Below are 24,329 nucleotides of genomic sequence, written 5' to 3'. Positions count from 1 at the left end.
CTCTAATATGACTGTACCATATTCTAGATTGTATACTATTAAAAATTACGGATGTATTAACTGGTATTTTACTCTCAGAAACCATTCCCTGATTATTTTCTTCTGAATATACCATGGCAATAATTTCTTTTTTGCAAAGATTTTCAATATGCACATAAGTTCGAGGTGTTGTTTTAAATTTTACGGCGCTAAAATTTTTAATCAATTCAGTGCGATTCTTAATAATATTCTGAATATCCTGTATCATTTCAGTAGAAAAAAGAACCGCAGCACCTGATAGTCCATTATCAGATGAAGATGAAACTATCCCTAACACTCTATCTTTATCAGAATTAGGTGCCTTTATTAGCAATCCTGCACCACTAGAACCCGAGTAGATTTGGCAGTCAAACTTCCCTATTAATGACTTGTGCTCTGTTAAGTGACATTGTTGATACCATAATGTATTACCACTTTTATCTGCTGGATAACTTAGTAAACTTACATTAGGTTTTTTAGTGGTTAACACATCTTCTGCTGCAATAGGGGAAACATATCCGTACTGCTTCCCTAAGCCATATCCTGTTTGGCTGTTTGTGACTTTTAGTATAGCTAAATCACTCGTATTTGGTTTGCGATTGAGTGAGACTAAACCATTTTTGAATTGTAAAATATCTTTATAATCAGTGGTTAAGTATTTTTTGTGAACCCAGCCTTTTTCAATAAACACTCTTGAACGAATTTGCTTTCCATCGCCAAGGTATTGTGGAATAAATTCTGCATTGAGCACACCTTCACCAGTCATATGGTCGATAATGCAGTGCGCCGCTGTCATAAGATAGTCATCAGCAATTAGAATACCCGTACATAGTGATTGAGTATCTTTGCTAAATCGATTCCTTGTAATGACCAGAATACCTACGCTTTGAGCTGGTAATACTTGATTGATATCTTTTATCTGTATTCTGGAGCTTATCGTTGAGCTTTTAACAGAATGTTCCGTAGAGTCGGCATGGAAACTACAAAGGAGTAGAATGAATAATGCTATATTTAGTAATCTCATTTTCTTATTTTTATTTATTATGTTTTTAGGATAGTTTTCCAATATCAGCTTGATAAATTGCCCATTCTTCTACTTCGCTTAGCTTTGTTTTTGCTGCTATCATTGCTATTGCAAAATTAATCGGTGCTAATAGATAAAAAATTATTCCACTTCCTAATATGTAACATCCTAAAATATGAGTTATTGCTCCGATTAGCCCTGTGGGGATACGATGCTCTGGTCTAAAGGTTCTTCCAACAAAGCGTGAAAACATGCCAATTACAGCTGGAGGCAAAATGCATAAAATCCAAATAGGTCCATTAACATTCATAAAAACAAATGATATATAAATTGCTAGCGCCGGAATGGTACCGACCAATGCGCCAAAAATAGCACCCATAGGTTTGCATTTTTTCATAACATTATTATATGCTGTTTTCATCTCTTCCTGAGAATATCTCATTATATTAGCCTTGTTTAAATTTTGAGTGTAAATATTTTTCTGTTGACTTGATTATGTATAAGCAATCATGTCGTCTAAGGTAAAATAGGGTTAATAATTGTAAATGAGTTTATTCACTCTATCAATTTATTAATCTTACAATAACTGGTTTTTTTGATATTTATCTTAAATGTTTTTGTATATTAGGCTGGTTTGAATTTGTTTTATTACAATGTGTTATGATTATAAGGTCATAAATTCTGGGGGTGATATATTGCAAGGTGAACTCATATCAAGCTCTATACTATCCTATTGTCGGAAATTAAGCCGTATTGGCTATTACGCGATTCTTACCATTCCGCTTGGCTTGATAGAGCGCGGCATCGGCGCGTTTTAAGGTGTCTTCGTAGGATTTATCGCTCGCCTCTATGGTGGCGACACCAATACTGACGGTGGCGAAGAGCCCTTTTACGGCGTGTTTTTGTAGTGCTTTGAAGCAGCAATCGCAGAGAAATTCTGCAAACACTATGGCTTGATCGTATTCAACGCCGGGCAGGGCGACGACAAACTCATCCCCACCAAAACGGTAGGCACTGTCGGTTTTGCGAAATTGCTGCTTGCAAGTGTCGGCCACTGCCATGATGACGTTATCACCCGCATGGTGACCAAGTTGATCGTTGATCAATTTTAGATTGTCCAGATCGAGCACTAAGATCGAGGCGGGAATGCGGTGCCGACTATAGCTATCGAACAGCAGGTTTAAGTCGCGCTCTAATCTGCGACGGTTAAATAGTCCTGTGAGTTGGTCTGTATCGCTTAATTGCCGTAGCTGGACTTCAAGCTGATGGCGTTTGGACATATTACTTGCAACCCAAAGGACGACAGGCTCGTTATCAACAAGAAAATCCAACGCTTGAACGCGTCCCTCAAACCAGATGGGTTCGGATGGACCTTGATCGGATAAGCCTTTGACATCCTTATTACTGAGCTCATATTCTTCGATGAGCAATTTACGGCTGATTAATGCTTGTTCAATAATGCTGAGGTAATAATTGGCTTTTTCTTCGTGTAATACGTCACTGATATATAGGCCGACTAATCCACTTCCATCGTGGTAATAACGCTCATCTTTACCACCAAAAACGGCAATATAACGGCCGCTTTGGGTGATCACAAAAGCCGGATCGGGCAAAGAATGCAGAACTAAAGCCATTTGCGCAATATTGATCATCAAACCAACTCCCCCATAGCCGAGGTCTTCAGTGGCAGTGTTAGCATCCCTTCTTCAGTGTTGCTGTGATTCTTTGTGTAAGTGTGCCTTTGGTAACGGATTAGACACTGCGGGATGACAAAATAAGTGTATCTGATGTTTGCTAAATATGGCTTAAATTTGAAGGTGTTTTGTTACGCTATTAAAGTGGGATGCCAGTGTGGCTCCCGAAGGGCGGCTGATGTTCACTGTATGGCAACGCGCTTTATACTGCGTTTAAGGCTTTCGACAGAGCACCATTATGCCTTCAAGCGCGTTGAACTACCGCGGAATGAACAGATATTTAATACGATTGGTATTAAGCGTCAAAAACGGAGCATTAGCTTGGGTGACAGAGTTGAGTTTTGAGCTCTTGTTCATCGGTAAAGCCTCGATATCCTTTAATTAATTCTCCCTCGGCATTTAGCAGCAGTAAGATTGGCGTGGCGGGAATGCCGCCCATCTCCTTTAGTAAAGCTGGCGGAGCGCGGTAGGCTTCAAAGGGGAAATTGAGCCTAAACAGGGCGCGTTTTAAGGCTAGATTATCCCCATTGACGCCCAAGGCTACTGGCTGAATCGGTTGATTGCAGTTTTGATGCAGTTGTTTGAGTACGTTTGCCTGCTTAATACACCAAGGGCACTCCGGCTCGAAGAACATCAATGCTGAGATATGCCCCTCGAGATGCGACAAATCTGTTACTTGTTGACTCCGCAAAGCTTGAAACTGATAGTCACGGGTGAGCTGCGCCGCCGATAACGGCAGGGCGCAGCACAACAGTGTAAGGAGAAAAATGTAGCGCATTAGAAGCTAAACTTGATGCCGGCATAGATTTCTCTGCCACGCAGTGGGCCATAGATATAGCCTACGTCGAAAGCGCCCTCTGCATCGTAAAATAGCGGTGTGTCTTCATCTCCTGCTTGAGTGTAGTCAAATAGATTGCTGACCCCAGTGTAGAGTGACAAGGTATCGTTAAGCTGATAACTGACCTTAAGATCTACAGTGACATAAGCGGGTGCATCTGTTGTCTTTTTCGAGCTAGGGTCTACTTGGCCATTGGCGTCTAAACGGTTATAGCCTTCGTAGCCAAATTCAGCGAGATCGCGGCTACCAATCCACACTAGGTTGGCAAAAATTTCCCAGTCATTCACATCCCAATCCATGCTGAGCGTGACGCGTTTTTCAACTGGCGCAATGGCATAGGAGGATTTGAATACTGAGTCATAATCAAAGTGCTCGGCAGTCAGGCTAAGGCTCATATCATCGGTTAAGCGATAACCTAAGGCGATATCGCTGGTGATAACCCGCGCTTTTTCATCCAATTGAGTGAGTAATGGAATGCCATGATCGTTAGTGGTTAATGCTGCTAAATGTTCGACTTCGGTCCAGGCTATTGAGGCGGTGGAGGTGAGACGTTCACCCTCGTAACTCAGGGCGTAGTTAACTGAGTTGGAACGTTCTAGCTCGTCGATATCAATATCAAAGCCGAGTGAGCCGTCTAAAATCCCGTGGTCGGTTTCAAAGAAGGATAAAGGTGCACGATAGCCGCGGCCTGCGGATAGGCGCGAGGTCCATTCATCATTATGGCGTAAGCGAATATCAACCCTCGGGGATAGGATCGATTCATCTAATTCTGTGCCGGGTTTATTAGGGTCGGTAAAATCGGCCGTAATAGTATCGTAACGCAGCGCCATGGCGACTTCTAAAGACTCTGTCGCCTGCCAGGTGTCCTGTAAATAAAGACCTTTAACATCATAGTCAAAGGAGTCGGAAACATAGTCAGGGTTGGCACTGCCAGAGCGGGAATGGGAGCGCATTTCTTCTGTGCGTAAGTCGGCGCCGAAGGTGAGTAATTGACTCTCGCTTAGTAAATAGTTAAAGCGTGCATCGAAGAACCACATTTTGTCGTCGGCACTGTAATCGAAGCCTTCGTAGAAAGAGTCCTGTTTGTGATCGGCGTAGCTGGCCGCAAGGTGCATGTTCCAGTCGTCACTAAATTCCCTTAGCCAAGCGAGTGAGGCTTCATTACGTTCGGTTTTAATCCATTCTGTGGTTTCCCAAGCTTTGCCGGTATAGCGTTTACGCACGTCACCGTCTTCAAACAGATTTTGCGTGTCGCTTGGTTGGCCATCATAACCGGATAACACGTTACCTATGCTGGAGGCTGTGCCATCGGCAAAGGTGCTACCTAACATAGGGCCACCAAAAATTTCCGATTGGATATTGGCAACGCGCAATACCAAGTTATCGGCATCGGTTACGTCGTGGGACACACGGCCAGTCAGACTACGGTTTTCCTGCATCGGTGCTTCGTTGACTTTGTTATTGTCCGCATCGGCTTGATCTCTATCATCATATTGTGCAACGAGTGTCGCGCGGGTGCGGCCATCTTCGGTGACTCCTTTACCGAGGAAACCCAGTTTGCGGTAGCCATTTTCACCGGCGGACAAATCCAGTTCTGCGCCGTTTTCGGTGGGTTCATAACTCACAATATTAATAGTGCCGCCAATGGCTTCGGGGGCGATTAACGATGCGCCCGCACCACGGGCGACTTCAATCCGCTCAACCCCAGTTGTTGGAATTGCATCGACTGCATAATAGCCAGAGATCATGGTGTGTACGGGTAAGCCATCCACCAGAATGGTGGTTTGCTCGCCTTTCATACCGTTGAGCATGATGCGCTTAACACCACACATGGAACATTCGTTGGAGACTTTGACGCCGGGAGAGTTATCAATCGCTTCGGAGAGGTTGACGGCATTTTTGTTTTCAATAACGCTGGCGTCGATAACTTCGGTCTTCATGATAGTGTTAGCCAAGGTTCCTGCTTGCTCTAACCTTTGCCTAACACCAACAACGCTCATGCGTTCGATTTTTTCCAGCTCAGGTTTAGTCACATCTTCTGCGCTGGCCAACTGGGGATGGAGCACGGCGGCTAAAAGGATGGCAAGGTAAGTGGGCTTCACTCTCATTTCTCCGTAGAATAATTTGTGGCAGGATTATATGTAAATGAGAATTGTTATTATTTGACTTTAGTCATAGTTCCAACATCTTTTTAAAAAATGTATTAACCCTCGTTGAAAGCGATAAACATGTATTAAATGGAGTCGTAAAAATGCAAAATGCTGATGATTTTATTAAGTTTTTAGAACTGGAACAGCATGTGGAAGGGGGATTTTACCGATCCTCCTACCGCTCGGAAACCGCCTTTGACCCCAGTCGACAGCTATGGAGCAGCATTTATTTCTTATTACGGACAGGCGAAGTGTCGCATTTTCATCGACTCACGGCGGATGAGATGTGGTATTTCCATGCGGGGCAATCATTGACGATTTATATGATTTCCCCCGAAGGCGAGCTGACCACGGCGCAGTTAGGACTCGATTTAGCTGCGGGCGAAAGACCACAGTTTTTGGTGCCTAAGGGCTGCATTTTTGGCTCGGCGATGAATCAAGATGGATTCTCGCTGGTGGGCTGTATGGTATCACCCGGTTTTACCTTCGATGACTTTGAGTTATTTAGCCAAGAAGCCTTACTGGCCATGTATCCGCAGCATAAAGATGTGATCTACAAGCTGAGTCGACCAGAGGCGAAATAGCGCCGTTAGATCATTGCGTTATCATGCAATAGGTTATTCGTTGAATGGATTCGATCGCCGCATGCCTTTTATTTAGACATGCGGCTTAGTGAGGATTAAGTGCGAATAATGTGGGTTACTTGCACCATGGCATCACGTGCCGATTGGCTGACGCCAGCGAGTTGGAAGAAGCCGTGGATCACCCCTAAATAGCGGCGGCAATGGGCATCGACGCCAGCATCTAACAGGTTACGGAATAGCTGCTCGCCCTCATCTAACAGGGGATCGAACTCGGCGGTAATAATGTGAGTTTCGGGTAAACCTGCTAAATCTTGGCTACGCAGTGGGCTGGCTTCAACGTCGGTTCTGGGATGCCAGTCGAGGTACATATCAAAGCCCGTGAGCAGCGTGTCTCGGGTGATAATGTACTTGTCGCCATTGTCGATATAACTCTGGCTCTTGGCGGTCGCATCCAACATCGGATAGATAAGCACTTGTTTTTTAGGCAACCATTCCCCCTTTGCCTTTAACCGTAGGCAAGTGACTAAGGCTAAATGGCCGCCGGCACTGTCGCCCATCAGAGTGATATTAGTGTTGTCACCGCCCCATTGCTGGCAATGTTGCTGTACGAGATTGGCCGCATTGAAGGCATCGTCATGGGCTGCGGGGTACACATGCTCAGGGGCGAGACGATAGCTGACCGCCACCACTAATGCACCGGAATCATTGGCAATTTTACGCAGTTGCTGATTATGAGTAGCGATGCCGCCGCTGACAAAACAACCGCCGTGATAGTAAATAACCACGGGTAAATTGTTATCTGCCGAGGGCTTAAATAGGGTTAACTCTATGCCCTCAAGGGATAAGGTTTTGACCTCAAACACAGCCTCCGGCTCACCTGCCAATACTGTGCTGGCGATGTAACCTTGGCGGCGTTCCTCAAGGCTTTGCTCGCGGACCGAAGGGCAACCTGCGGCGATAAACTCGCTCACTAATTGTTTAATTCCGTCTTCTAAATAGCGTTGGCTCATGTGCAGTTTCCCTGAATATATTCGGCGAGCGCTTATCGCCCTTTGTGGTCGGCAAAGTGTATCGGCTCAATATCAAAAAGGGTAGTGTATATTGGGTGATATGGTATTAATCCCTGCTATTTCAGTCGATTAAAGATTGTTAATTGAGACGTTGCTGATGTTTTTCGACTTCAATGAATTGAGCTCCACCCAATGAATACGGTTGCAGGGGCTGGTTTTAGGCTTGATGAAGGATTGAGCACAATCTAAAAATGTAAGAAAATTACCGTTCGCCAGCCTTGGCGTGCTATTGCTATTTCACTTGTCTTCCCGCGGTAAGGATCGGACGTGGCCACACCAGCTAAAACCCTGCAACAACGCATGGGCATTGTCGCCCTCACTTGGCCGATTTTTATCGAAACATTGCTGCAATCCTTACTCGGGATCAGCGATATTTTTATGCTGAGCCATTTTTCCGATAATGCGGTTGCGGCGGTCGGACTCACCACCCAATTGATGTTTTTTATGATGGTGATGTCCATGATGGTGAGCACGGGCGCCAGCATTCTGATCAGCCAAAATAATGGTGCGGGGCGAACCCAACAGGCGACCGATATTGGCGTGGCCAGCGTGGCCTTAAGTTTAGGTTTAGCCGTGATTATGGGCACCTCGATGTTTTTCGGTGCCCACGGCATTATCGGTTTATTTGAGTTAGAGCCTAAGGTTGCGGGCTATGGTTACGATTATCTGCTGATCTGCGGCAGTTTAAGTATCGGGCTGGTGATGAACATCGCCTTTGCCGCCATCTTACGTAGTTACGGTTTTACCCGCTCGGCTATGTTGGTCACATTGAGTACGGGATTGATGAATGTGCTCGGTAACTATATTGCCCTCTATTCTCCCTTTGGTTTGCCAGTTTATGGGGTAACTGGGGTGGCGATTTCGACTGTGACCAGCCAGATGATCGGTGCCTTGATTATGCGGGCGGTGATCCGCAGTAAGCGTATTCCGCTACCAATGCAACGACTTAAGTTATTGCCGCGCAGCACCTATTGGAGCGTTATGCGCATTGGTTTGCTTAATGCGGGCGAAATGCTGTCCTACAATGTGGCGCAGATGACCATCATCTATTTTATCAGCCAGATGGGCACCTTATCGTTAACGGCTTATACCTATGGCTTGAATATCAGTCGCTTTATTTACTGTTTTTCGGTGGCATTGGGGCAGGCGGCGCAAATCCAAACCGGTTACTACGTCGGTAAACAATGGTTTGATGAGATCACTGTGCGGGTGCAAAAGTATTGCTTAGTAGGCTTTATAGTCTCCCTTGCCATAGTGTTAACCTTTTATTGGCAGCGTTTTACCATTGTGGGTTGGTTGAGTGAAAATCCTGAAGTGATTGAACTTACTGCACTTCTGCTATTGGGCTCTATCGCGCTGGAAACCGGCCGAGTCTTCAATCTGGTGATTATTTCGGCATTAAAAGGCGCGGGGGATGTGGCGTTTCCGGTGCGCGTGGGCCTGTTTAGCATGTGGGGCATTGGCGTACTGTTAGCTTGGTTCTTTGGGCTGCATTTAGGTTATGGCGTACTTGCCGCTTGGCTTGCCGTTGCGGCCGACGAGTGGGTGCGAGGCTTGATTATGGTACACCGTTGGCGCTCGGGTCGCTGGCAGCGTTTTACGCGTATTCCGCCAGCAACCTCAGCTTAAATCGTTCTGATAATAAAAGGTCAACCCTTATTGGTTGCCCCATTTGCCCGATTTCAGCAGTTCATTTTTAAATTGCAGATACCTTGGGTGCCCTGCATCGGTTTCGATTTCCATTGTGCTGTAGGGGGCAAAAAGCGCACCGGGAATTTGGTAACCTCGCGTCAACACATCCTCTAATGAGGGCATAAAACATTCTTTAATCGGGTCAAAATGGATTTTATAACTGGCATAGCCGCGCTTAACAAAACGCTCGGTGGTATCTGTAAATAGCTGTCCAAATGGAGTGTCGAGCGTCTCCGGTGTGGAGTAATAAAAGCCTTGTCCGTACCAGTAGAGTAATAAGGCGGTACCTGCATCGCAGAGTGGATGTTCGATAATCGCTCTGATCATATCGGGATCATGGTCATCCCAATTCAAGTTGCCCGCGACAAAATGCAATTCCTCCATACTTTGTAAGTCACTGATACAGGTGATTTGTGGCGCCGCTTTGCCAAAGTAGGCGCTGTATTCATGTAAAGCGTCATAATCGGGATCGGCAAGCAATTTGGCGAGTTGTTGCTGATTGGCAATACAGCCTAATTCGGCGCATTCATAGGCGCGAATAAATTGTTCTTGGGTTAATAACTTGGCCACGTGCTTCCTTAGGAATGTTGAAATAACCGCACTCGCCAGCTCTGCGAGAGCTGGCGAGGAATTGGGCGAGTATTAGAGGTTAAGCTTGCTGTTGCAGCAGGGTACGGCACAGCTTGATAAAGTCAGAAGAAGTCACAATCCCCAATACTTTCTTATCGTTATCGACTACGGGTAAGCAACCGAGTTTATTATCGATAAAGTATTCTACCACCACGGTTAAGGGTTCATCCGCAGTTAACTGCTGGCAGTCTTTGTCCATCACAGTCGCTATGGGGGTATAGCGTTCCTTGCGATCGAGCGCGCCTTGGCCGTATTTATTCAACATAGATAATACGCTGGCGATCATCTTTTTATGGGTAAGAATACCGACTAATGTCCCGTCGGTTTCAGAAATCACCGGCAAATGGCGTACGCTGCGGGTTTGCATTAAGTGGTGGGCATCTTTAAGGCTCGCACCATCGCTGATGCAGATGACCTCTGTGCTCATAATATCGCTGACTTTCATCCTAAATTCCTTTTTTAACAATGCCCTGAATTTGGTCCTGATTAGGCCAAACGCTGAGCGATTTGCCACTGATCCGATGTTAGCAGCTTAATCATAGCTTGTGCCAGTGCTGTACAAATAAAGTACGTCATCCAGTATAAGCTTATGAATTAAAAGAAATCATAAAAGGCTGACAAAGATGTCACAAATGTGTAACAGTGATGTCTCACAATCGGGGCCTTATTAGACCTCATACCAGTGAACCCTCATCTTAGAAAGGAATAATAATAATGAAACGAACCGTGACTCGTCGTGATTTTTTAGCAATATCGGCCAAAGGTATTGGTGCCGCAGTGATTTCCTACGGCCTAATGGGGTGTAGTGACAGTAATGATGATAACTCTGTGCCCGCACAGTTTTTACATGGGGTTGCCAGTGGTGATCCCGCGCAGGATGCGGTGATCCTTTGGACCCGCGTGACGCCGGATTCTGTGGGGGATGTAAAAGTCAGCTGGCAAGTCGCCAGTGATGCAGCGTTCTCCCAATTAGTGACCACGGGGGAGATGGTCACTAATGCTAATCGTGATTACACGGTTAAAGTTGATGCCCGCGGTTTACGTGCAGGACAAACCTATTTCTACCGCTTTATGACGGCTGATAAAACCTCTGTCGTGGGCAAAACCCGCACTTTACCCGAGGGAGAGGTGAGTTCAGTCAAGTTAGCCGTTATGTCCTGCGCTAACTTTCCTGCGGGTTATTTTAACGTGTATGAATTGGCTGCGGCGCAGGATGATCTCGATGCCGTGGTGCATCTTGGGGATTATATTTACGAATATGCCCGTGGTGGTTATGCCAGCGAACATGCGGCAGAGCTTGGCCGTGAAGTGTTACCCGCCAATGAGCTACTAACACTTAGCGATTATCGTACCCGTTACGCCCAATACCATACCGATGCCAGCCTGCAAAAACTGCATGCTAAAGTGCCTTTTATTACGGTATGGGACGACCACGAAGTAGCAAACGATACTTGGCGTGATGGCGCTGAGAATCATAACGAAGGCGAAGGGACTTTTGCGGCACGCAAAGAAGCGGCGTTGCAAGCTTACTTCGAGTGGCTGCCGATTCGTCCATGGCGCGAGGGCAACAATGAGGAGATTTACCGTAGCTTTAGTTACGGCAATCTGGTTGATTTGCATATGCTCGATACGCGTGTGTTAGCCCGTGATAAGCAGCTCGACTATGCCGACTATATGGATGCCAGCACGGGCGCCTTCGATGGTGAGCGTTTCCGCGCCGATGTGACATCGACCTCTCGCACCATGTTGGGTTTAACCCAGTTGCTCTGGTTACAGGGCACCTTATTGCAAGCCACGGGTACTTGGCAGGTGTTGGGTCAGCAGATCCTCATGGGCAAAATGTCTCTACCTGCCGCGATTGCCACCCAGCAAATGAGCATTCCACAATACGCCATGCTTGGTGCGCTGGCGAAGTTAGCGGCCCGCGCAGCGGCAAATGATCCAACCCTAACGGTGGCGGAATTACAGTATTTACAGGCCAACCAAGCCTTGTTAACGCCAGAGGTGATTGCCCTGCTGCAACTACCATCTATTCCCTATAATTTGGATGCATGGGATGGTTATGCCTATGAAAGGGAAGTGATTTTAGGCACGGCTAAATCGAAAAATCACAACCTAGTGGTGATCGCCGGTGACACCCATAACGCGTGGGCGAATGAGCTTAAAGACGTTAACGGTAATAGTGTTGGGGTGGAGTTTGCCACAAGCTCAGTATCATCCCCAGGATTGGAATACTATTTAAATCTGCCTGTGGAGCAGATCCCCGCGACTGAGGCGGCAATTGTCGAGTTGGTGCCGGATCTTAAATACACCAACCTCAAAGATCGCGGTTTTATGACCTTAACCTTCACTAAGGAAGCGGTGCGTAGTGACTGGCATTATGTCAGCACGATTCTGGCGAAGGAGTTTGAAGAGTCGACCAGCCGTAGCTACAGCACCATGACTAAGGTCGGTGAACATATTATCAACCCAGTGAGCTAACTTAAGCGCCAAACTTAAGCTCCATCCTTTGCGTTGAGCTTGTGCTCGTTACTTATTGGCCACCTTTGGGTGGCCTTTTTTTGCGCGTTTTTGTTAGTTCCGTCCTAAAAATGCAAAATAAACCGCAGTTAATCTACAACTTATTACTATTACTGCAGCACGGTGGTTTTTTTTGGTATAAAATTCGCTCCCAAAATTCGGCGGCTGCCTACACTTGCTAGGACTCTTATAAAGAGAATGCTGTTCTCGTGTTTTGGACGCCGAACAGACCTTACTAGGTAAAAAGCTACGCTTTGCCGCCTAAAATCAATAATTAAGATGGGGATCGGTGTCATGTCAGAAAAATATTTCGTTACCGCACAGCAACTGCTCGAAGATTCATTTCTATTAGCTTCACAGGTTTATGAGAGTGGATTTCGTCCGCAGTTTATCGTGGGTATTTGGCGTGGCGGTGCTCCAATCGGGATCGCGGTACAAGAGTTTTTCGACTTTAAGAAGGTTGAAACCGACCATATCGCCGTGCGTACCTCGTCTTACTACGGTATTGGTACCGACAAGCAAAGCAAAGAAATCAAAGTACATGGTCTGCATTACATTGTTGAAAATGCCAATGCCAGCGATAGCTTACTGATTGTGGACGATGTGTTTGACTCTGGCCGCAGTATCCATGCGCTGAAGGAAAAGTTAAGCCAACTGATGCGCTTAAATATGCCGCAGGATATTCGTATCGCTTGCCCTTATTACAAGCCAAAGAATACCGCTGTGCCTTTAAAGCCTGATTACTATATCCATGCCTCTGAAGACTGGTTAGTGTTCCCACATGAAGTGACGGGTTTAACGCCGGAAGAAATTGCCGAAGGTAAGGGCGATTTAAAAAATATTCAGCATCTTTTTAAATAAAAATGATGTGTTAATAAAAAGCGTTAGCAGTTTTTGCTAACGCTTTTTTGTTTCTCGGTTTTGAAATAGCGCCTATTGTTTTGGCCTATAAATCCATGCAGTTGGCATAGTAAGTCACAGTCGCTGGCCAGTCCGAAAACACGCCAATCACGCCCACATCTTTAGCTAACACATCGAGTAGTTCGTAGGTATCGCCCTCATTATCAATGGCATCGGTAATACTTTGATAATAAAAGCCGCCACCATTTTTTAATAAACCAGAACGTTCCAGCGACCATGTGATGATCTTAAGTCCCGAGGCTTTAGCTGCCTTAGCGTATTCCGAGGGAATGATTTTTTTATCCGCATCTAAGGCGACTAAAACCCAGAGTGGCGGCGCGATAATTTCGACGCCTTGGGTCTTTAAATCCGCCATTGAGGGTGACCAAGTCGCTGAATTTTGCGGATCGAAGGCGTTGTTATAATCGTACCTGTCATCGAGAAATACTGCCTGTTTAGCAAATTCCGGCGCGTTGGCGACCCAATATTTAATGTCATCCAAAATAAAGGATTGAGGAAAGACCTGTGAGGCATCGACACCTGCTGCGGTATATTCATCGAGCATCTTCTGGGCGTACTCTTGCTGAGTAAAACCATCGAAGGGCATAGCTACGCTCGCGGCTTTTAGCTCGGGCGTCATTTTTACACCTGCTTTTTTAAACATCTCAATGCTTTCGGCGTGGGTCATTAGGGTGCCATTGCCCGTATATAAATCCGTGCGCCACTTAGGCGTACCATTCATAAATTCTTCGACAGTGGTGGCCTTGGGATTCTCGCCCTCCATCTTACCCTTTAAGGTTTTAAACTCGGTAAGGGTGATATCACTGGTACAGCAGGTTGCTGTGGCGGCAATGCCATTGGCCGGATCGGCGGGCGTAAAAGGCACAGAGCATTTATTGGCTAGTTCTGGAATGGCCAAAATATTGGTCGTGCTGGCGAGATCGCACTGAGAGTGGCGGCAGACTAAGGCTTTATCGGCGGTAAAGGTCACATCACACTCGACGATACCCGCGCCGGAATCAATAGCCGCTTGGTAGGATTCTTTGGTGTGTTCAGGAAACTGCATCGCCGCGCCGCGATGACCGATGGAAAACTCACTGCGATAAAAATGATCGGTGGTGCATTGCTCTAAGCGGGTTTTAAGTGTGCTGTCTTGCATCTGGCGGACCAGAAACAGCGGCCGCTCACCCACTTGGGCTGCAACCATTTGAGTGGTGGGTGCTGTGGTCTCGTTATCTTTAGTATCACTGTTGCAGCCAGCAAGCAGAGCTGTTGTGGCAAATAGCATGTAGCGTGTTATTGGAGAGGTTTTCATCATCTTTCCTAGATTGAGTTTTTGTGAATGGATTCACCTCACACTCTAAAATGGCTAGATGACTAAATATGTTCAGTTTTATGATCAAAACAAGAAAAGTTACCGTTTGCCCGCCGCTTTTACGCTAGCTTGATACTGAGCTTAGGACTAAGATTAGGGCGAAAAATCATCTAGCATGTCGCGTTACTTTTGGGATTATTACGGCTATTTGAAAGTGCTAAGCATGAAAATTTTCTCGCAAGCGATCTTTCTGTGCCGAAATCAAGTAAACTGCGCTCCTTTTGTTTTATGATGGCGTTTGTATCGCTTGATAAGACAAACGTGGCAAGCATCATTTAGGAAATAGAGCAGAATGAGCAAGGGTAAAAAATACGATTTTCGCGTCACTCAAGCTGAAAATGGTTGGAAGACGGAAATCACTCGTCGTATGACGTCGACTAAGACGGTTGTGTCGAAAAGCCATGATGGTTTTGCGACTGAGGCCGAGGCACAAGCTTGGGGTCAAGCCGAGCTGCAAGTGTTTTTAGGCACACTGGTTGAGCGTAATAAGCGTCGCTCAGAGAAACAAGCTAAGGCTAAATTAGCGGCTGCATTAGCAGCGGAAGCGGCAACTGACGCCGATGATTTTGATGATGAAGACGAGTTCGGCGAAGAATAAATCGCAGAAGAAATCTCGGAACAAAAGTCTCGAAGGCAAGCTGGCTTGTGAGCCAATCTGCATTCAACAAAAAGCGGACCCAAGGTCCGCTTTTTGTTATGCCATCTTAAGGTGTTCCCCTAAGTAGCTGTTAGGCAATGGAATTATCCTTGAATTTTAAAGCTACCTTGCATAATCGCCCAGTGACCTGGGAAGCTGCAAAAGAATTGGTAAGCTTCAGTTGGGCTCATGCCCGCAGTACTAAATTTTATCGAAGTAGATTCACCGCCACCCACTAACGCAGTGTGAGCAATAACACGGGTATCACCGGCTTTAACATAAGCTGCATCGGCACCAGCACTCATTCCATCGGTCGCAACGGCAGACATATCTGCGGCTTTAGTTAATACCCAGTTGTGGCCCATAGCGGCTTTGGGCAGGGTACCAGTGTGCGTTAGGGTCAGTGTGACTTCTTTACAGGTAGCAGGAACAGATAGCTCTTTAGTGTCAAATTGCATTGCGTCAGTCGCAGCAATCTTGAGTTCACATTCGTTAGCACTCGCTTGGCTGGCGACGAATAATCCTAGACCGAGTAGGCTTGCGCTAGTCATGTTACGGAAAGTGGTGCTTTTCGCTTTCATCTGGTACTTCCTTATTCTGAACAAGGTGGATCGAGCCGTTTGACTCGAGTATGCGCTGCTCAGCATAGGTTGAATTCATTAAATGGGAATGAATTCGGTATGTAAATTATGTATATACAACTTTTGATTGAAAGAGATTGAGTGCGACAATTTGCCGCACTCATCAGGCATTAACGCGGCACTTCGTTGCGGTAGGGAATGGCGCGTTGTGCGCCTTCACGGGTAACCGTAATCGCCGATGCCGCATTGGCAAAGCCGACGGCGGCGGCAATCGACATACCTTCACTTAAGCCGACAACCAGTGCACCGTTGAAGGTATCACCGGCGGCGACTGTATCTATGGCTCGTACTTCAAGTGCCGGAATTAGCCCGGTAAAGCCAGCGCTACTGATAAATGCGCCTTTGCTGCCTAAGGTGATTACTACCGTCGCAATCCCCTGTTGATGTAGCCATTGGGCGGCGAGTTTGGCATCTTCCTCATGCTTGACCTCTATACCCGTTAAGGCTTCGGCCTCGGTTTCATTGGGAGTAATAATGTCGACCCATTTGAGGTAGTCCAGCTCCTGAGTGGCCGCTGGCGCAGGATTAAGCACAGTGGTGATACCAAGACGTTTGGCCATTTGCAGTGCATTACTCACCGTCTCAGTGGGTGTTTCGAGTTGGATCAGTAGGTATTGCGCATTGGCAAACAGGGCGTAATGTTTTTCTAACTCGGTAGGGCTGAGGTGGGCATTAGCCCCAGCGGCAATCCCAATAGTGTTTTCGCCATTTTCAGCGATAAAAATCATCGCTGTACCTGTACTCATATTGGCAACTTGAGTGATGCCATCAGCTTGTATACCGTCCTTGAGCCAACTATTGCGCATTTCATTACCGATACCGTCTTGGCCTACATGGCAAATAAAATCCACGCGAGAATCGGGTAGACACAGGCGAGCGCAAGCGACGGCCTGATTTGCGCCCTTGCCACCATGTTCTAGCCGATAACTTCGGCTTTTTAGGGTTTGTCCGGGAGCGGGCAAATACTCAAAATTCATGACATGATCGGCGTTGGCACTGCCGATAACGAGAATATGGCTCATGGAAGGTTCACCTTAGTGTCATCTGCGGTTGAGATACGTTGGAGTGTAGGCCGCTAAGCTGTCAACTAACAAGTCAACAAAGCCTTGTCTGTCGAGTCCAAACAGTACAGTGGCATTCGCAGGTTTAGCCGTAAGCTGATAGCGGTCGACTACCGTCATCCCCAGCGTTAATTCGCTCTGGGTTTCAATCTCTACTCGACAGTCTTGGGCATCAAACAGTTCAGGTTTGAGTAGCCAAGCAATAGTGCAGGGATCGTGCAGCGGCGCACCCACAAATCCCCATTTTGGATCCCTATGATAAATCATAAAGAAATCCAGTAACTCGGCGACACATTTAGCCACGGGGTTGGGAATCGCACGAATACGTTCGATATCTTCATCCATGATCTGTGCTTGATGTGTCACGTCGAGGCCGCACATGGTAATGGGAATACCGGATTTAAACACGATATCGGCGGCTTCTGGGTCGACAAAAATATTAAACTCGGCGGCAGGCGTCCAATTGCCGACACCCGCTGCACCACCCATCAATACAATGCGTTCGATCTTGGCGTGTAATTCGGCGTGGCTTGCAAGTAATAGCGCGATATTGGTAAGTGGCCCTGTGGGAACCAATGTCACGGGCTTATCACTTTGACGCAGCTGCTGCGCCATCAACTCAACTGCATTGATGCTTTGTGGCGTAAAGCTGGGTTCTGGTAATACTGGGCCGTCGAGTCCGGTTTCGCCGTGGACATTATCGGCAATGATTAACTCACGGCTTAAGGGTTTAACCGCACCGCCCGCGACCGGAATATCACTGCGATTTAATAAGGTTAAGATCCGCAGGGCGTTATTAAGTGTTTTATCGGGGGTTTGGTTACCCGCGCTGGTGGTGACGGCGAGTGGAACGAGCTCTGGATGGGCGAGGGCTAAAATGAGCGCAATGGCGTCATCATGGCCAGGATCGCAATCCAGAATAATAGGACGAGTCATACTGTTACTCCTTTAAACAGCGCAATGGAGGCTTAGAATAGCACGCTAAAGCGTGAAGACAGTGAGTCTAATAGTGTCTTTACAATAAACTGTGAGCATTTTCTGATTTATCTTCATAAGCTGCTACAATAGCGCCCGCTTTAGGCACAATAAAGATAGATATTCAATGCCTTAAATATCATGGAATGATAAGGACGTTCTGGCGTGTTGGTGAATCCTAGTCAATTAACCTCGAGTACCTCCACTCGTTTTTTGGGGTGGTTAGAAATACTCTTAATCTGTATCCCTCTGCTGCTTTTTAGTTTTGCCGCCTTATTTCTGTGGGAAGGCGTGCAAAAGTGGTCGTTGGTCAATCAACTTGAAGAGCGTGGTGCTGTCGCCATTGGCCGGGTGATTGACACTGAGTATCGGAGTGAACGAGCTTCGAACGGCATGTCTCGCCAAAGATTGGTGTGTTTGGTGGAGTATCACACCGCCGAGGGCGAGGATATTCGTCAGTGGGATCTCGATGGTGTGGATTGCCGTGCAACTTATCAATTAGTCTCGCCGCAGGATGATACGCCGGGGGCATTAGTGCCCAACTATGCGCAAAGTGCTGTGAGCTACTTGCCTGATGCTCCAACACGGGCGAGCGCCAATCTTGAATTAACCCGCGATCGCGCCAAACTGGACGTTGGCTTTGGCGTCGCAGGCTTATTATTTGGCTTGTTTGTCGGTTATTTCTGCTTGAACTTATTCAGAATTCGTTGGGCTGAGTGTCGTTATGTGCCAATGGTCAAGCGTTTAGGACTGCAGCAGGATTACGCTGGGATTATCAATCTGCTTGAAACCTACAAGAGTCACCCCGCCGCGAATATTCTGGTATGGGAAGCAGCCGATCATATCGGCCATTGCCGTGAGTTATACCCGCGTTTTGTTGCCTTATTTGCCCAAATGCAATCTGTGCCAAGCAAAAAACAGTTAGAACCGATAGATGAATCCATTGTGATGATTAGCTTTTATCGCTTGAGTACCTTAGGGTTTCACGACTTGGCGCTCGCGATGTTAGCCCGTAGCAATCAAGCTTTGTCGGCAAGAACCTTGGCAACCTTTGTACTGATAACTCGCACTTATCAGCTCCCTTTGGCACTGACATTATCCACAGAAAAGCTCAAGGCATTGGAGGCACTTTGTTATGCCAAAGAGCTCAGTTTTGGCTTGGAGGATGAAAAACAATGCTGTGTCGACCTTGCTGCCCGCATCGAATATTTACTTTGGTTAGTTAAATGGGTACTCGATAATACCCATAGTGCGGTGGAGCAAACGGTTAGCCCCGTGCAAGCGCGGATCTTGGCGGCGTTTGGCCAGAGAATGGCGCTGCAAACACTCAGCCTCGACAGCGCTCAGGTGATTGATAAACATACACAAGTATTATTATCTCGGTTAGATGCGAGTCATGGTTTTCAGTGCGCATTGAGGCCGATAATGGAGTCATTATCGGATAACGTAGCGCAACATATTCAACAACTCACGTTTTCAGCAACGACAAGGAAATAAGTTATGCAGTCTTATTCAATTCCTCGCCCTTTGGCATTGGTAGCAGCCTTAATCGCCCTACAATTAACGGCTTGTAGTCAGCCGAAACCCGTAACCGTATTCGAAAATGATAAGGAAGCCTTATTGCAGTTTGATAACGGTAAACTGCTCCAATTTAAGGAAAATCCGAGTCCACAGTACCGCCATATTCCCTGTGATTTACCCGCTGTCGAGACTGTGGTCACCAATAGTTCGGCCTTTGCGGCGTTAACACAATCCGGTGAGGTGATCACTTGGGGTGATAGCTATGCTGGTGGCGATAGCCGCGAGGTGACTGAGCAGCTTAAGCAAGTTAAGCAAATCGTCTCGATTAAAGATGGGTTTGCCGCGTTACGTCAAGATGGCACTGTGGTGTTCTGGGGCAATGCGGGGAAATATCGCCTCGACAAAGCCCTACAAAACCGCATGACCAATATTACCAAGTTGTTCGCCAATCAAGAGGCCATTGCCGCGCTAGATGCCACAGGCAAGGTACATACTTGGGGTTATGGCCCCTACGGCGGCAATAGTTTGCATGTGCAGGATCAATTAGTTGATGTCGTCGATATCTTTGCCAGAGGACGCAGTTTTGTCGCCCTTAAAAAACAGGGCAGTGCTGTGATTTGGGGGCAGGTTGAAGAGTCGACCAATATGAAAAAGTTACTCCCGCAGCTTACGGATGTGGCGAAGATCGAATATTTTCAACACACCTATGCCGCCTTGAAAAAGGACGGTACTGTGGTGAGTTGGGGCTGGCGCAGTGATGCTTACTCGATCCGCAGCGCCTTAAAGGATGTGGCGAGTATGACGGCAAACAATTGTGCCTTTGCGATTTTAAGTCCTACGGGGGATGCGCATTTTTGGGGCGATGGCATTAACTGTGGTGTCGATTGGATTAAAAAAACCGACATTACAGGCGTGAAGGAGATTATCAGTGTCGGCTCAGGGTTTTTATTACTGCGGGATAAGGCCGTGCCGCAAATTGTGGCCGACGACACTGACTACGCGTATATGTTTGGGTTTCACTATGCCCAAGAGATTCTTGATAAATATTGGCAGGAAGGAAGTGTTATTACTCAAGGACCATCCTCCTTTGTGTTTACGCGTCCCGATGGCAAAGTGGTGCCCGTTGGATATCGCGCCAACCGTGATAATGTGGAAAAGTTAATGGCACGTATTCCGCGTCTCACGTGGTTAGATGGCGCAAATGACGGTTATGTTGGCATTAGCGACAAGGGGGAGTTGGTCTCTTGGTCGATGAATTTGCCCATGTTCGACAAGTCGCCTGTGCAACCTGCTGACTCGTTAGTGATTAAGCCGCTGGATTTAAGCCCGGTTGCCCAATGCGAAACCCCTGAGCAGCGTCAGGCGATTTTAAGTAAAGACAGACCCCAACCAGCGGCAAAAAACTGGGATGGCGTTTTCTAACTCATGTGAGCTTTCTCGCCAATCTGAGATTAATGGACTTTCATCCGTATAGACGTCTATAATGCGCGCGCTTAGGTCTTTAATATTCTGAGCCTTGTTGGGCGTTAACAGGTTTGACGCCCTTTGAACCTAATTTTGAGTCAACCTTCTGTGGTGCTTGCGATGATGAAGTCGCGAGATAATCGGGAAGCCAGTGAAATTCTGGCACTGCCCCCGCAACGGTAAAAGGTGAGAGACGACCGCATTTGATAGGCGTTCACGATGAACACTGAAATCGAGTGTGTAAAGGTCAGTTTCGCGTTCATCTCAAGTTGAGATGGATATAGCCTAAGTCCGGAGACCGGCCCTAAAGGTGTTTTTGAGATTTCGGTGGGCAGATCTCAAAATGCGATAGTGACTATCAGTGTTTTCTACTGAATCAACGGTATCGTGGCGCTAATGCCCCGTTTTCCTTGTAGGAGTTAAAGGTAAAATGGGAACACATCCAACCAAAATTGCGCTGCTGATTGGCAGCCTTTGCAGTGTATCAATTATCGCGCCCGCTGTGGCTGCTGATGAAACTCATGCCGCCAACGTCGATGAGCATATCGTGGTGATTGGTCGTGCTGATAAGACCCCGTTAAATATTGCCGCTAATGTGAATGTGATTGATGCTGCGGCGATTGAAATGAGTGGCGCGACTAATTTGACTGACGTCTTACGTGGTCAGAGCGGTATTCAAATTTCGGATAACAATATTGGTACTAGCTTTGCGATGCGCGGTTTTAGCGCCAGCGCTGCGGTAAACAACACCTTGATTTTGCTCGATGGTCGCCGTCTGAATAACATTGATATTGCTGCGCCTAGCCTGAATGCAATTCCCTTAAATCAGGTTGAACGCATCGAGATTTTATCCGGCAGTGCGGGCGTGCTCTATGGCGATCAAGCCGTGGGTGGCGTGATCAATATTGTGACTAAATCGCCTGAGAATACGGGTGGCAGCGTGCAATTATCCGGCGGTAGCTTTAATACCTATGAAGGTCGCGGCGATGTGTCTGGCGCAATCAACAAGGATTGGCGCTATTTCTTGACCGGAAGCTACAACCAAGGTGACAACTATCGTCAGCATAATGCCAATGAAACGGGCTCTATCCTTGGCCGCATTCAATATAAAACGGCGACTGATTCTTTCTTTGTCGAAACCAGCTATTACGATGATGACCGCGAAAATCCAGGGGCATTGACTAAAGATCAATTTAAAGACAACCCACGTTACTCTGGGAACGATAAGCAATATTCCCATGAAATGACCACTGCGGCGCGTACGGGCTATCAGCATCAGCTTAATCAAAACTGGGCATTAGCGGCGGATCTAGATTACAGCGATACCTTAGTCAGCTCACTCAATTGGGGCCAGAGCCATAATACTCGCTCACTGCTGATGTTTAGCCCTAAGGCGCTTGCCAACTACAGTACCCGTCAAGGTGAGCTAAACCTAGTGACTGGTTTGGATATCAGCCGCGGTAAAGCCGAGTTTGACTCTATGGCGCGCAGTAACGTGCAGGATATGCAAAGTGCTTACCTGCAAGCCACTGTGCCGTTAAGTCACACCTTAAGCTATGTGGTGGGCGGACGTTACGCGCGGGTGACTGACGATCTGGTCGATGGCAATGTGTATCCAAACGGTATTGATTTAGATGAAGATGCCACTGCATTCGAGTTCGGTTTAAATTACCGTCCGAGCGCCGAGCACAGATTCTATCTACGTGGCGATGAAAACTTCCGTTTCGCTAAGGTGGATGAGCAAGCCTACACTCCGAAAGATGTGTATGGCTTAAAGCCGCAGACCGGCCGCTCCTATGAAGCTGGTTGGGATTGGGCTGTTGCCAGCCAAACTTTGCGAGTGAGCCTATACCGCCTCGATTTAGAAGATGAAATTGTCTTCGACCCGAGTGCTGAAAAACCTGTTGGGGGCAGCTTCCAAGGCGCTAACGTCAATGCCGATGCTTCACGCCGTTATGGCGCGAGTGCCGATTGGGATTGGCAGGTGACTAAAGCGTTGCAACTAGGTCTTGAGTACAACTATATCGATGCCGAATTTACCGATGGGGTAAATGATGGCAAGAAATTGTCTTGGGTGGCCGAGCATTCGGGACGCGGTTATGTCAGCATGGATTTTGCCGAACATTTTCAAGTCTTTGCCGAGGCGATTTATACGGGCGATCGCTTTATCGAAGGCGATAATGCTAACCAAGGCGATAAATTGGCTAGTTATGTCTTAGGTAACTTGGCACTTAACTATACCCGTGACGCTTGGTTAGCGAGCCTGCGTATCGATAACCTGTTTGATAAAGACTATGTCAGTGCTGGTTATTATGCTGGTGGAACCTATGACGGCTATTACTCAGGCCGAGGCCGTGATATTCGCTTGACGGTAGGTTACCGCTTCTAAGCCGAATCCTGATAATTAAGTGATTTAGCGCATTTTAAAGCCAGACGTTGTCTGGCTTTGTTATTTCTGCTGTTGGGTGCAGAGAAAAATCATTTTTACGGGTGTAATATAGGCTAAGTCGTTGCTTATACTATAAAGCACATCATCTTTAGGGTTAACGCAATTATTCTACGACTTAGTGCTGAAATTCTTTGTAGTTTGGGTATGATGTGAGCGGTATTCGAATCATCTTATAGCTAATTAACAGGTGTAAAGTGTCCTATGACAGATCTTGAGCAACAGGTTTTTACTCAAGTGAGAGCCATCATAGCGAATGAAGAGCAAGTCATTGGCCGCCGTGGGATCTTAATTCCACTGAAAAAGGCCATTCTTGCCGAAGGCGATATTCGTAATGTGATCGATATTATTTCGAGTGATCCCGCGTTAGCGGCCCATATGTTGATGCGCAGCAATTCGGCGCAAGCTTCTGGTGTGGTTAGCCCTAAGTCTCGCTCTTTAAAAGATGCCTTAATTCGTTTGGGCCAAGTTAATATTTACCGTTACGCCTTTACATTTTATTTGAAAGAACGCCTCGATGAATTGCCTCAACCCTATAAGAAGTTGGTGCAAGGTTATTGGAAACTCACGGAAAATATAGCAACTGATGCGGTTGACAGCTTAGTTGATATGCCGGATGTCGATATCGACCCCGATGAGGTGCAAACCTTGGCGCTGTTTAGTGTGTTCGGCCAGATTATTGCCTTAACCGCATTTGCTTATTTGAATGCCAGCTCTGAGCAATCTTTCCCGCTAAGTGTGATTAAGTCTTTGATCGATAATCAGCAACAAACCTTAACCATCGAAGCCTTTGAAGCCTTAGATCTTGACCAAGATCTGCGCCAAGAGTTTATGATCGCCCACAATCTGCGCCAGACCCGTAATCAAAATTCCCCCGGGTTAATTTTGCGCCGGGTATTGTCAATGCGTGGTTTATTGCTTAACCCGCTCTAAGCACCGCCCATAAAAACAAAGCCTGCAATAGCCTGTCTCTCATACACAAATCCCTGAACAATGCTCAGGGATTTTTTTTGAACTCATTCCCCGCATTGTGATCAGATCGTCTAGGGCTAAATATTCGAGGCGATTATGATGAAGATGATGGATCCA

The 24,329-nt window shown here is 46.8% G+C and carries 21 protein-coding genes and 1 riboswitch; of the genes, 9 read left to right on the top strand and 12 right to left on the bottom strand.

Annotated features, from left to right (window positions below; genetic code table 11):
- The 5 genes from MMG82_RS19350 to MMG82_RS19330 form a co-directional block, all read right to left on the bottom strand.
- Positions 1-1,084 (bottom strand): trypsin-like peptidase domain-containing protein (locus MMG82_RS19350; RefSeq protein ID WP_241407295.1); only part of this gene is annotated, 1,084 nt, incomplete at its 3' end.
- Positions 1,068-1,484: a hypothetical protein gene (locus tag MMG82_RS19345; protein WP_047539835.1), complete on the bottom strand. Its 417-nt coding sequence runs from the start codon at positions 1,482-1,484 to the stop codon at positions 1,068-1,070. The genes MMG82_RS19345 and MMG82_RS19350, both read right to left, overlap by 17 nt.
- Before the next feature lie 301 nt (positions 1,485-1,785).
- On the bottom strand, positions 1,786-2,694 hold the full coding sequence (locus MMG82_RS19340) for a GGDEF domain-containing protein (protein ID WP_241407297.1): 909 nt from the start codon (positions 2,692-2,694) through the stop codon (positions 1,786-1,788).
- Positions 2,695-3,052: 358 nt separating this feature from the next.
- Positions 3,053-3,514 (bottom strand): thioredoxin family protein, encoded by a 462-nt coding sequence (locus tag MMG82_RS19335; protein WP_037414370.1) that lies wholly within the window; start codon positions 3,512-3,514, stop codon positions 3,053-3,055.
- A complete protein-coding gene (locus MMG82_RS19330; RefSeq protein ID WP_241407294.1) occupies positions 3,514-5,682 on the bottom strand; it encodes a TonB-dependent receptor in 2,169 nt (722 codons plus the stop codon). The genes MMG82_RS19335 and MMG82_RS19330 overlap by 1 nt, the downstream gene beginning before the upstream one ends.
- Positions 5,683-5,825: 143 nt before the next feature.
- Between MMG82_RS19330 and MMG82_RS19325 the strand changes: the two genes are divergently transcribed.
- On the top strand, positions 5,826-6,308 hold the full coding sequence (locus MMG82_RS19325; RefSeq protein WP_241407293.1) for a cupin domain-containing protein: 483 nt from the start codon (positions 5,826-5,828) through the stop codon (positions 6,306-6,308).
- A gap of 95 nt (positions 6,309-6,403) precedes the next feature.
- On the opposite strand, the gene MMG82_RS19320 is transcribed toward MMG82_RS19325, so the two are convergent.
- Positions 6,404-7,318, bottom strand: a complete 915-nt coding sequence (locus MMG82_RS19320; RefSeq protein WP_099456993.1) for an alpha/beta hydrolase — start codon at positions 7,316-7,318, stop codon at positions 6,404-6,406.
- 327 nt (positions 7,319-7,645) lie between these two features.
- Here MMG82_RS19320 and MMG82_RS19315 point away from each other — a divergent pair, with 327 nt between their 5' ends.
- Positions 7,646-9,007 (top strand): MATE family efflux transporter, encoded by a 1,362-nt coding sequence (locus MMG82_RS19315; RefSeq protein WP_241407292.1) that lies wholly within the window; start codon positions 7,646-7,648, stop codon positions 9,005-9,007.
- A 27-nt stretch (positions 9,008-9,034) separates the two neighbouring features.
- Here MMG82_RS19315 and MMG82_RS19310 read toward each other — a convergent pair whose 3' ends face one another.
- A complete protein-coding gene (locus tag MMG82_RS19310; RefSeq protein ID WP_241407291.1) occupies positions 9,035-9,640 on the bottom strand; it encodes a DUF4274 domain-containing protein in 606 nt (201 codons plus the stop codon).
- 79 nt (positions 9,641-9,719) lie between these two features.
- Positions 9,720-10,145, bottom strand: a complete 426-nt coding sequence (locus MMG82_RS19305; protein WP_099456992.1) for a CBS domain-containing protein — start codon at positions 10,143-10,145, stop codon at positions 9,720-9,722.
- A 269-nt stretch (positions 10,146-10,414) separates the two neighbouring features.
- On the opposite strand from MMG82_RS19305, the gene MMG82_RS19300 reads away from it, so the two are divergent.
- Both MMG82_RS19300 and MMG82_RS19295 read left to right on the top strand, forming a co-directional pair.
- Positions 10,415-12,181 (top strand): alkaline phosphatase D family protein, encoded by a 1,767-nt coding sequence (locus MMG82_RS19300; protein ID WP_241407290.1) that lies wholly within the window; start codon positions 10,415-10,417, stop codon positions 12,179-12,181.
- Positions 12,182-12,514: 333 nt separating this feature from the next.
- The gene (locus tag MMG82_RS19295) at positions 12,515-13,081 is read left to right on the top strand and encodes a phosphoribosyltransferase family protein (protein WP_011624046.1); all 567 of its coding nucleotides are present in this window, start codon (positions 12,515-12,517) and stop codon (positions 13,079-13,081) included.
- Positions 13,082-13,166: 85 nt separating this feature from the next.
- On the opposite strand, the gene MMG82_RS19290 is transcribed toward MMG82_RS19295, so the two are convergent.
- The gene (locus MMG82_RS19290) at positions 13,167-14,435 is read right to left on the bottom strand and encodes a glycerophosphodiester phosphodiesterase family protein (RefSeq protein WP_241407296.1); all 1,269 of its coding nucleotides are present in this window, start codon (positions 14,433-14,435) and stop codon (positions 13,167-13,169) included.
- 352 nt (positions 14,436-14,787) lie between these two features.
- Between MMG82_RS19290 and MMG82_RS19285 the strand changes: the two genes are divergently transcribed.
- Entirely contained in the window at positions 14,788-15,093 is a 306-nt protein-coding gene (locus MMG82_RS19285) for a DUF3622 domain-containing protein (RefSeq protein WP_037414426.1), read from the top strand.
- A gap of 143 nt (positions 15,094-15,236) precedes the next feature.
- Here MMG82_RS19285 and azu read toward each other — a convergent pair whose 3' ends face one another.
- From azu to rihA, 3 genes are all read right to left on the bottom strand, one after another.
- Complete coding sequence (gene azu, locus MMG82_RS19280) at positions 15,237-15,713, bottom strand: azurin (protein ID WP_055648145.1); 477 nt, start codon at positions 15,711-15,713, stop codon at positions 15,237-15,239.
- Positions 15,714-15,883: 170 nt separating this feature from the next.
- A complete protein-coding gene (gene rbsK, locus MMG82_RS19275) occupies positions 15,884-16,795 on the bottom strand; it encodes a ribokinase (RefSeq protein ID WP_037414422.1) in 912 nt (303 codons plus the stop codon).
- An 18-nt stretch (positions 16,796-16,813) separates the two neighbouring features.
- Positions 16,814-17,770 carry a pyrimidine-specific ribonucleoside hydrolase RihA gene (gene rihA, locus MMG82_RS19270; RefSeq protein WP_037414420.1) on the bottom strand — a complete coding sequence of 319 codons (957 nt, stop codon included), beginning with the start codon at positions 17,768-17,770 and terminating at the stop codon, positions 16,814-16,816.
- 204 nt (positions 17,771-17,974) lie between these two features.
- On the opposite strand from rihA, the gene MMG82_RS19265 reads away from it, so the two are divergent.
- From MMG82_RS19265 to MMG82_RS19250, 4 genes are all read left to right on the top strand, one after another.
- Positions 17,975-19,306 (top strand): hypothetical protein, encoded by a 1,332-nt coding sequence (locus MMG82_RS19265; protein ID WP_047539812.1) that lies wholly within the window; start codon positions 17,975-17,977, stop codon positions 19,304-19,306.
- A 3-nt stretch (positions 19,307-19,309) separates the two neighbouring features.
- Complete coding sequence (locus MMG82_RS19260) at positions 19,310-20,752, top strand: hypothetical protein (RefSeq protein WP_172590954.1); 1,443 nt, start codon at positions 19,310-19,312, stop codon at positions 20,750-20,752.
- A gap of 134 nt (positions 20,753-20,886) precedes the next feature.
- Positions 20,887-21,116, top strand: a riboswitch (cobalamin riboswitch).
- A gap of 108 nt (positions 21,117-21,224) precedes the next feature.
- Positions 21,225-23,183 carry a TonB-dependent receptor gene (locus MMG82_RS19255; RefSeq protein ID WP_047534524.1) on the top strand — a complete coding sequence of 653 codons (1,959 nt, stop codon included), beginning with the start codon at positions 21,225-21,227 and terminating at the stop codon, positions 23,181-23,183.
- Positions 23,184-23,444: 261 nt separating this feature from the next.
- Positions 23,445-24,173 carry an HDOD domain-containing protein gene (locus MMG82_RS19250; RefSeq protein WP_037414412.1) on the top strand — a complete coding sequence of 243 codons (729 nt, stop codon included), beginning with the start codon at positions 23,445-23,447 and terminating at the stop codon, positions 24,171-24,173.
- The last annotated feature ends 156 nt before the right edge of the window (positions 24,174-24,329 follow it).

The organism is Shewanella sp. MM_2022_3 (genome assembly GCF_022557375.1).
GTDB classification, from domain to species: Bacteria; Pseudomonadota; Gammaproteobacteria; order Enterobacterales; family Shewanellaceae; genus Shewanella; species Shewanella xiamenensis.
The sequence above is the reverse complement of the archived record's forward strand: the minus strand, read 5'-3'. Positions and strand labels throughout refer to the sequence as shown.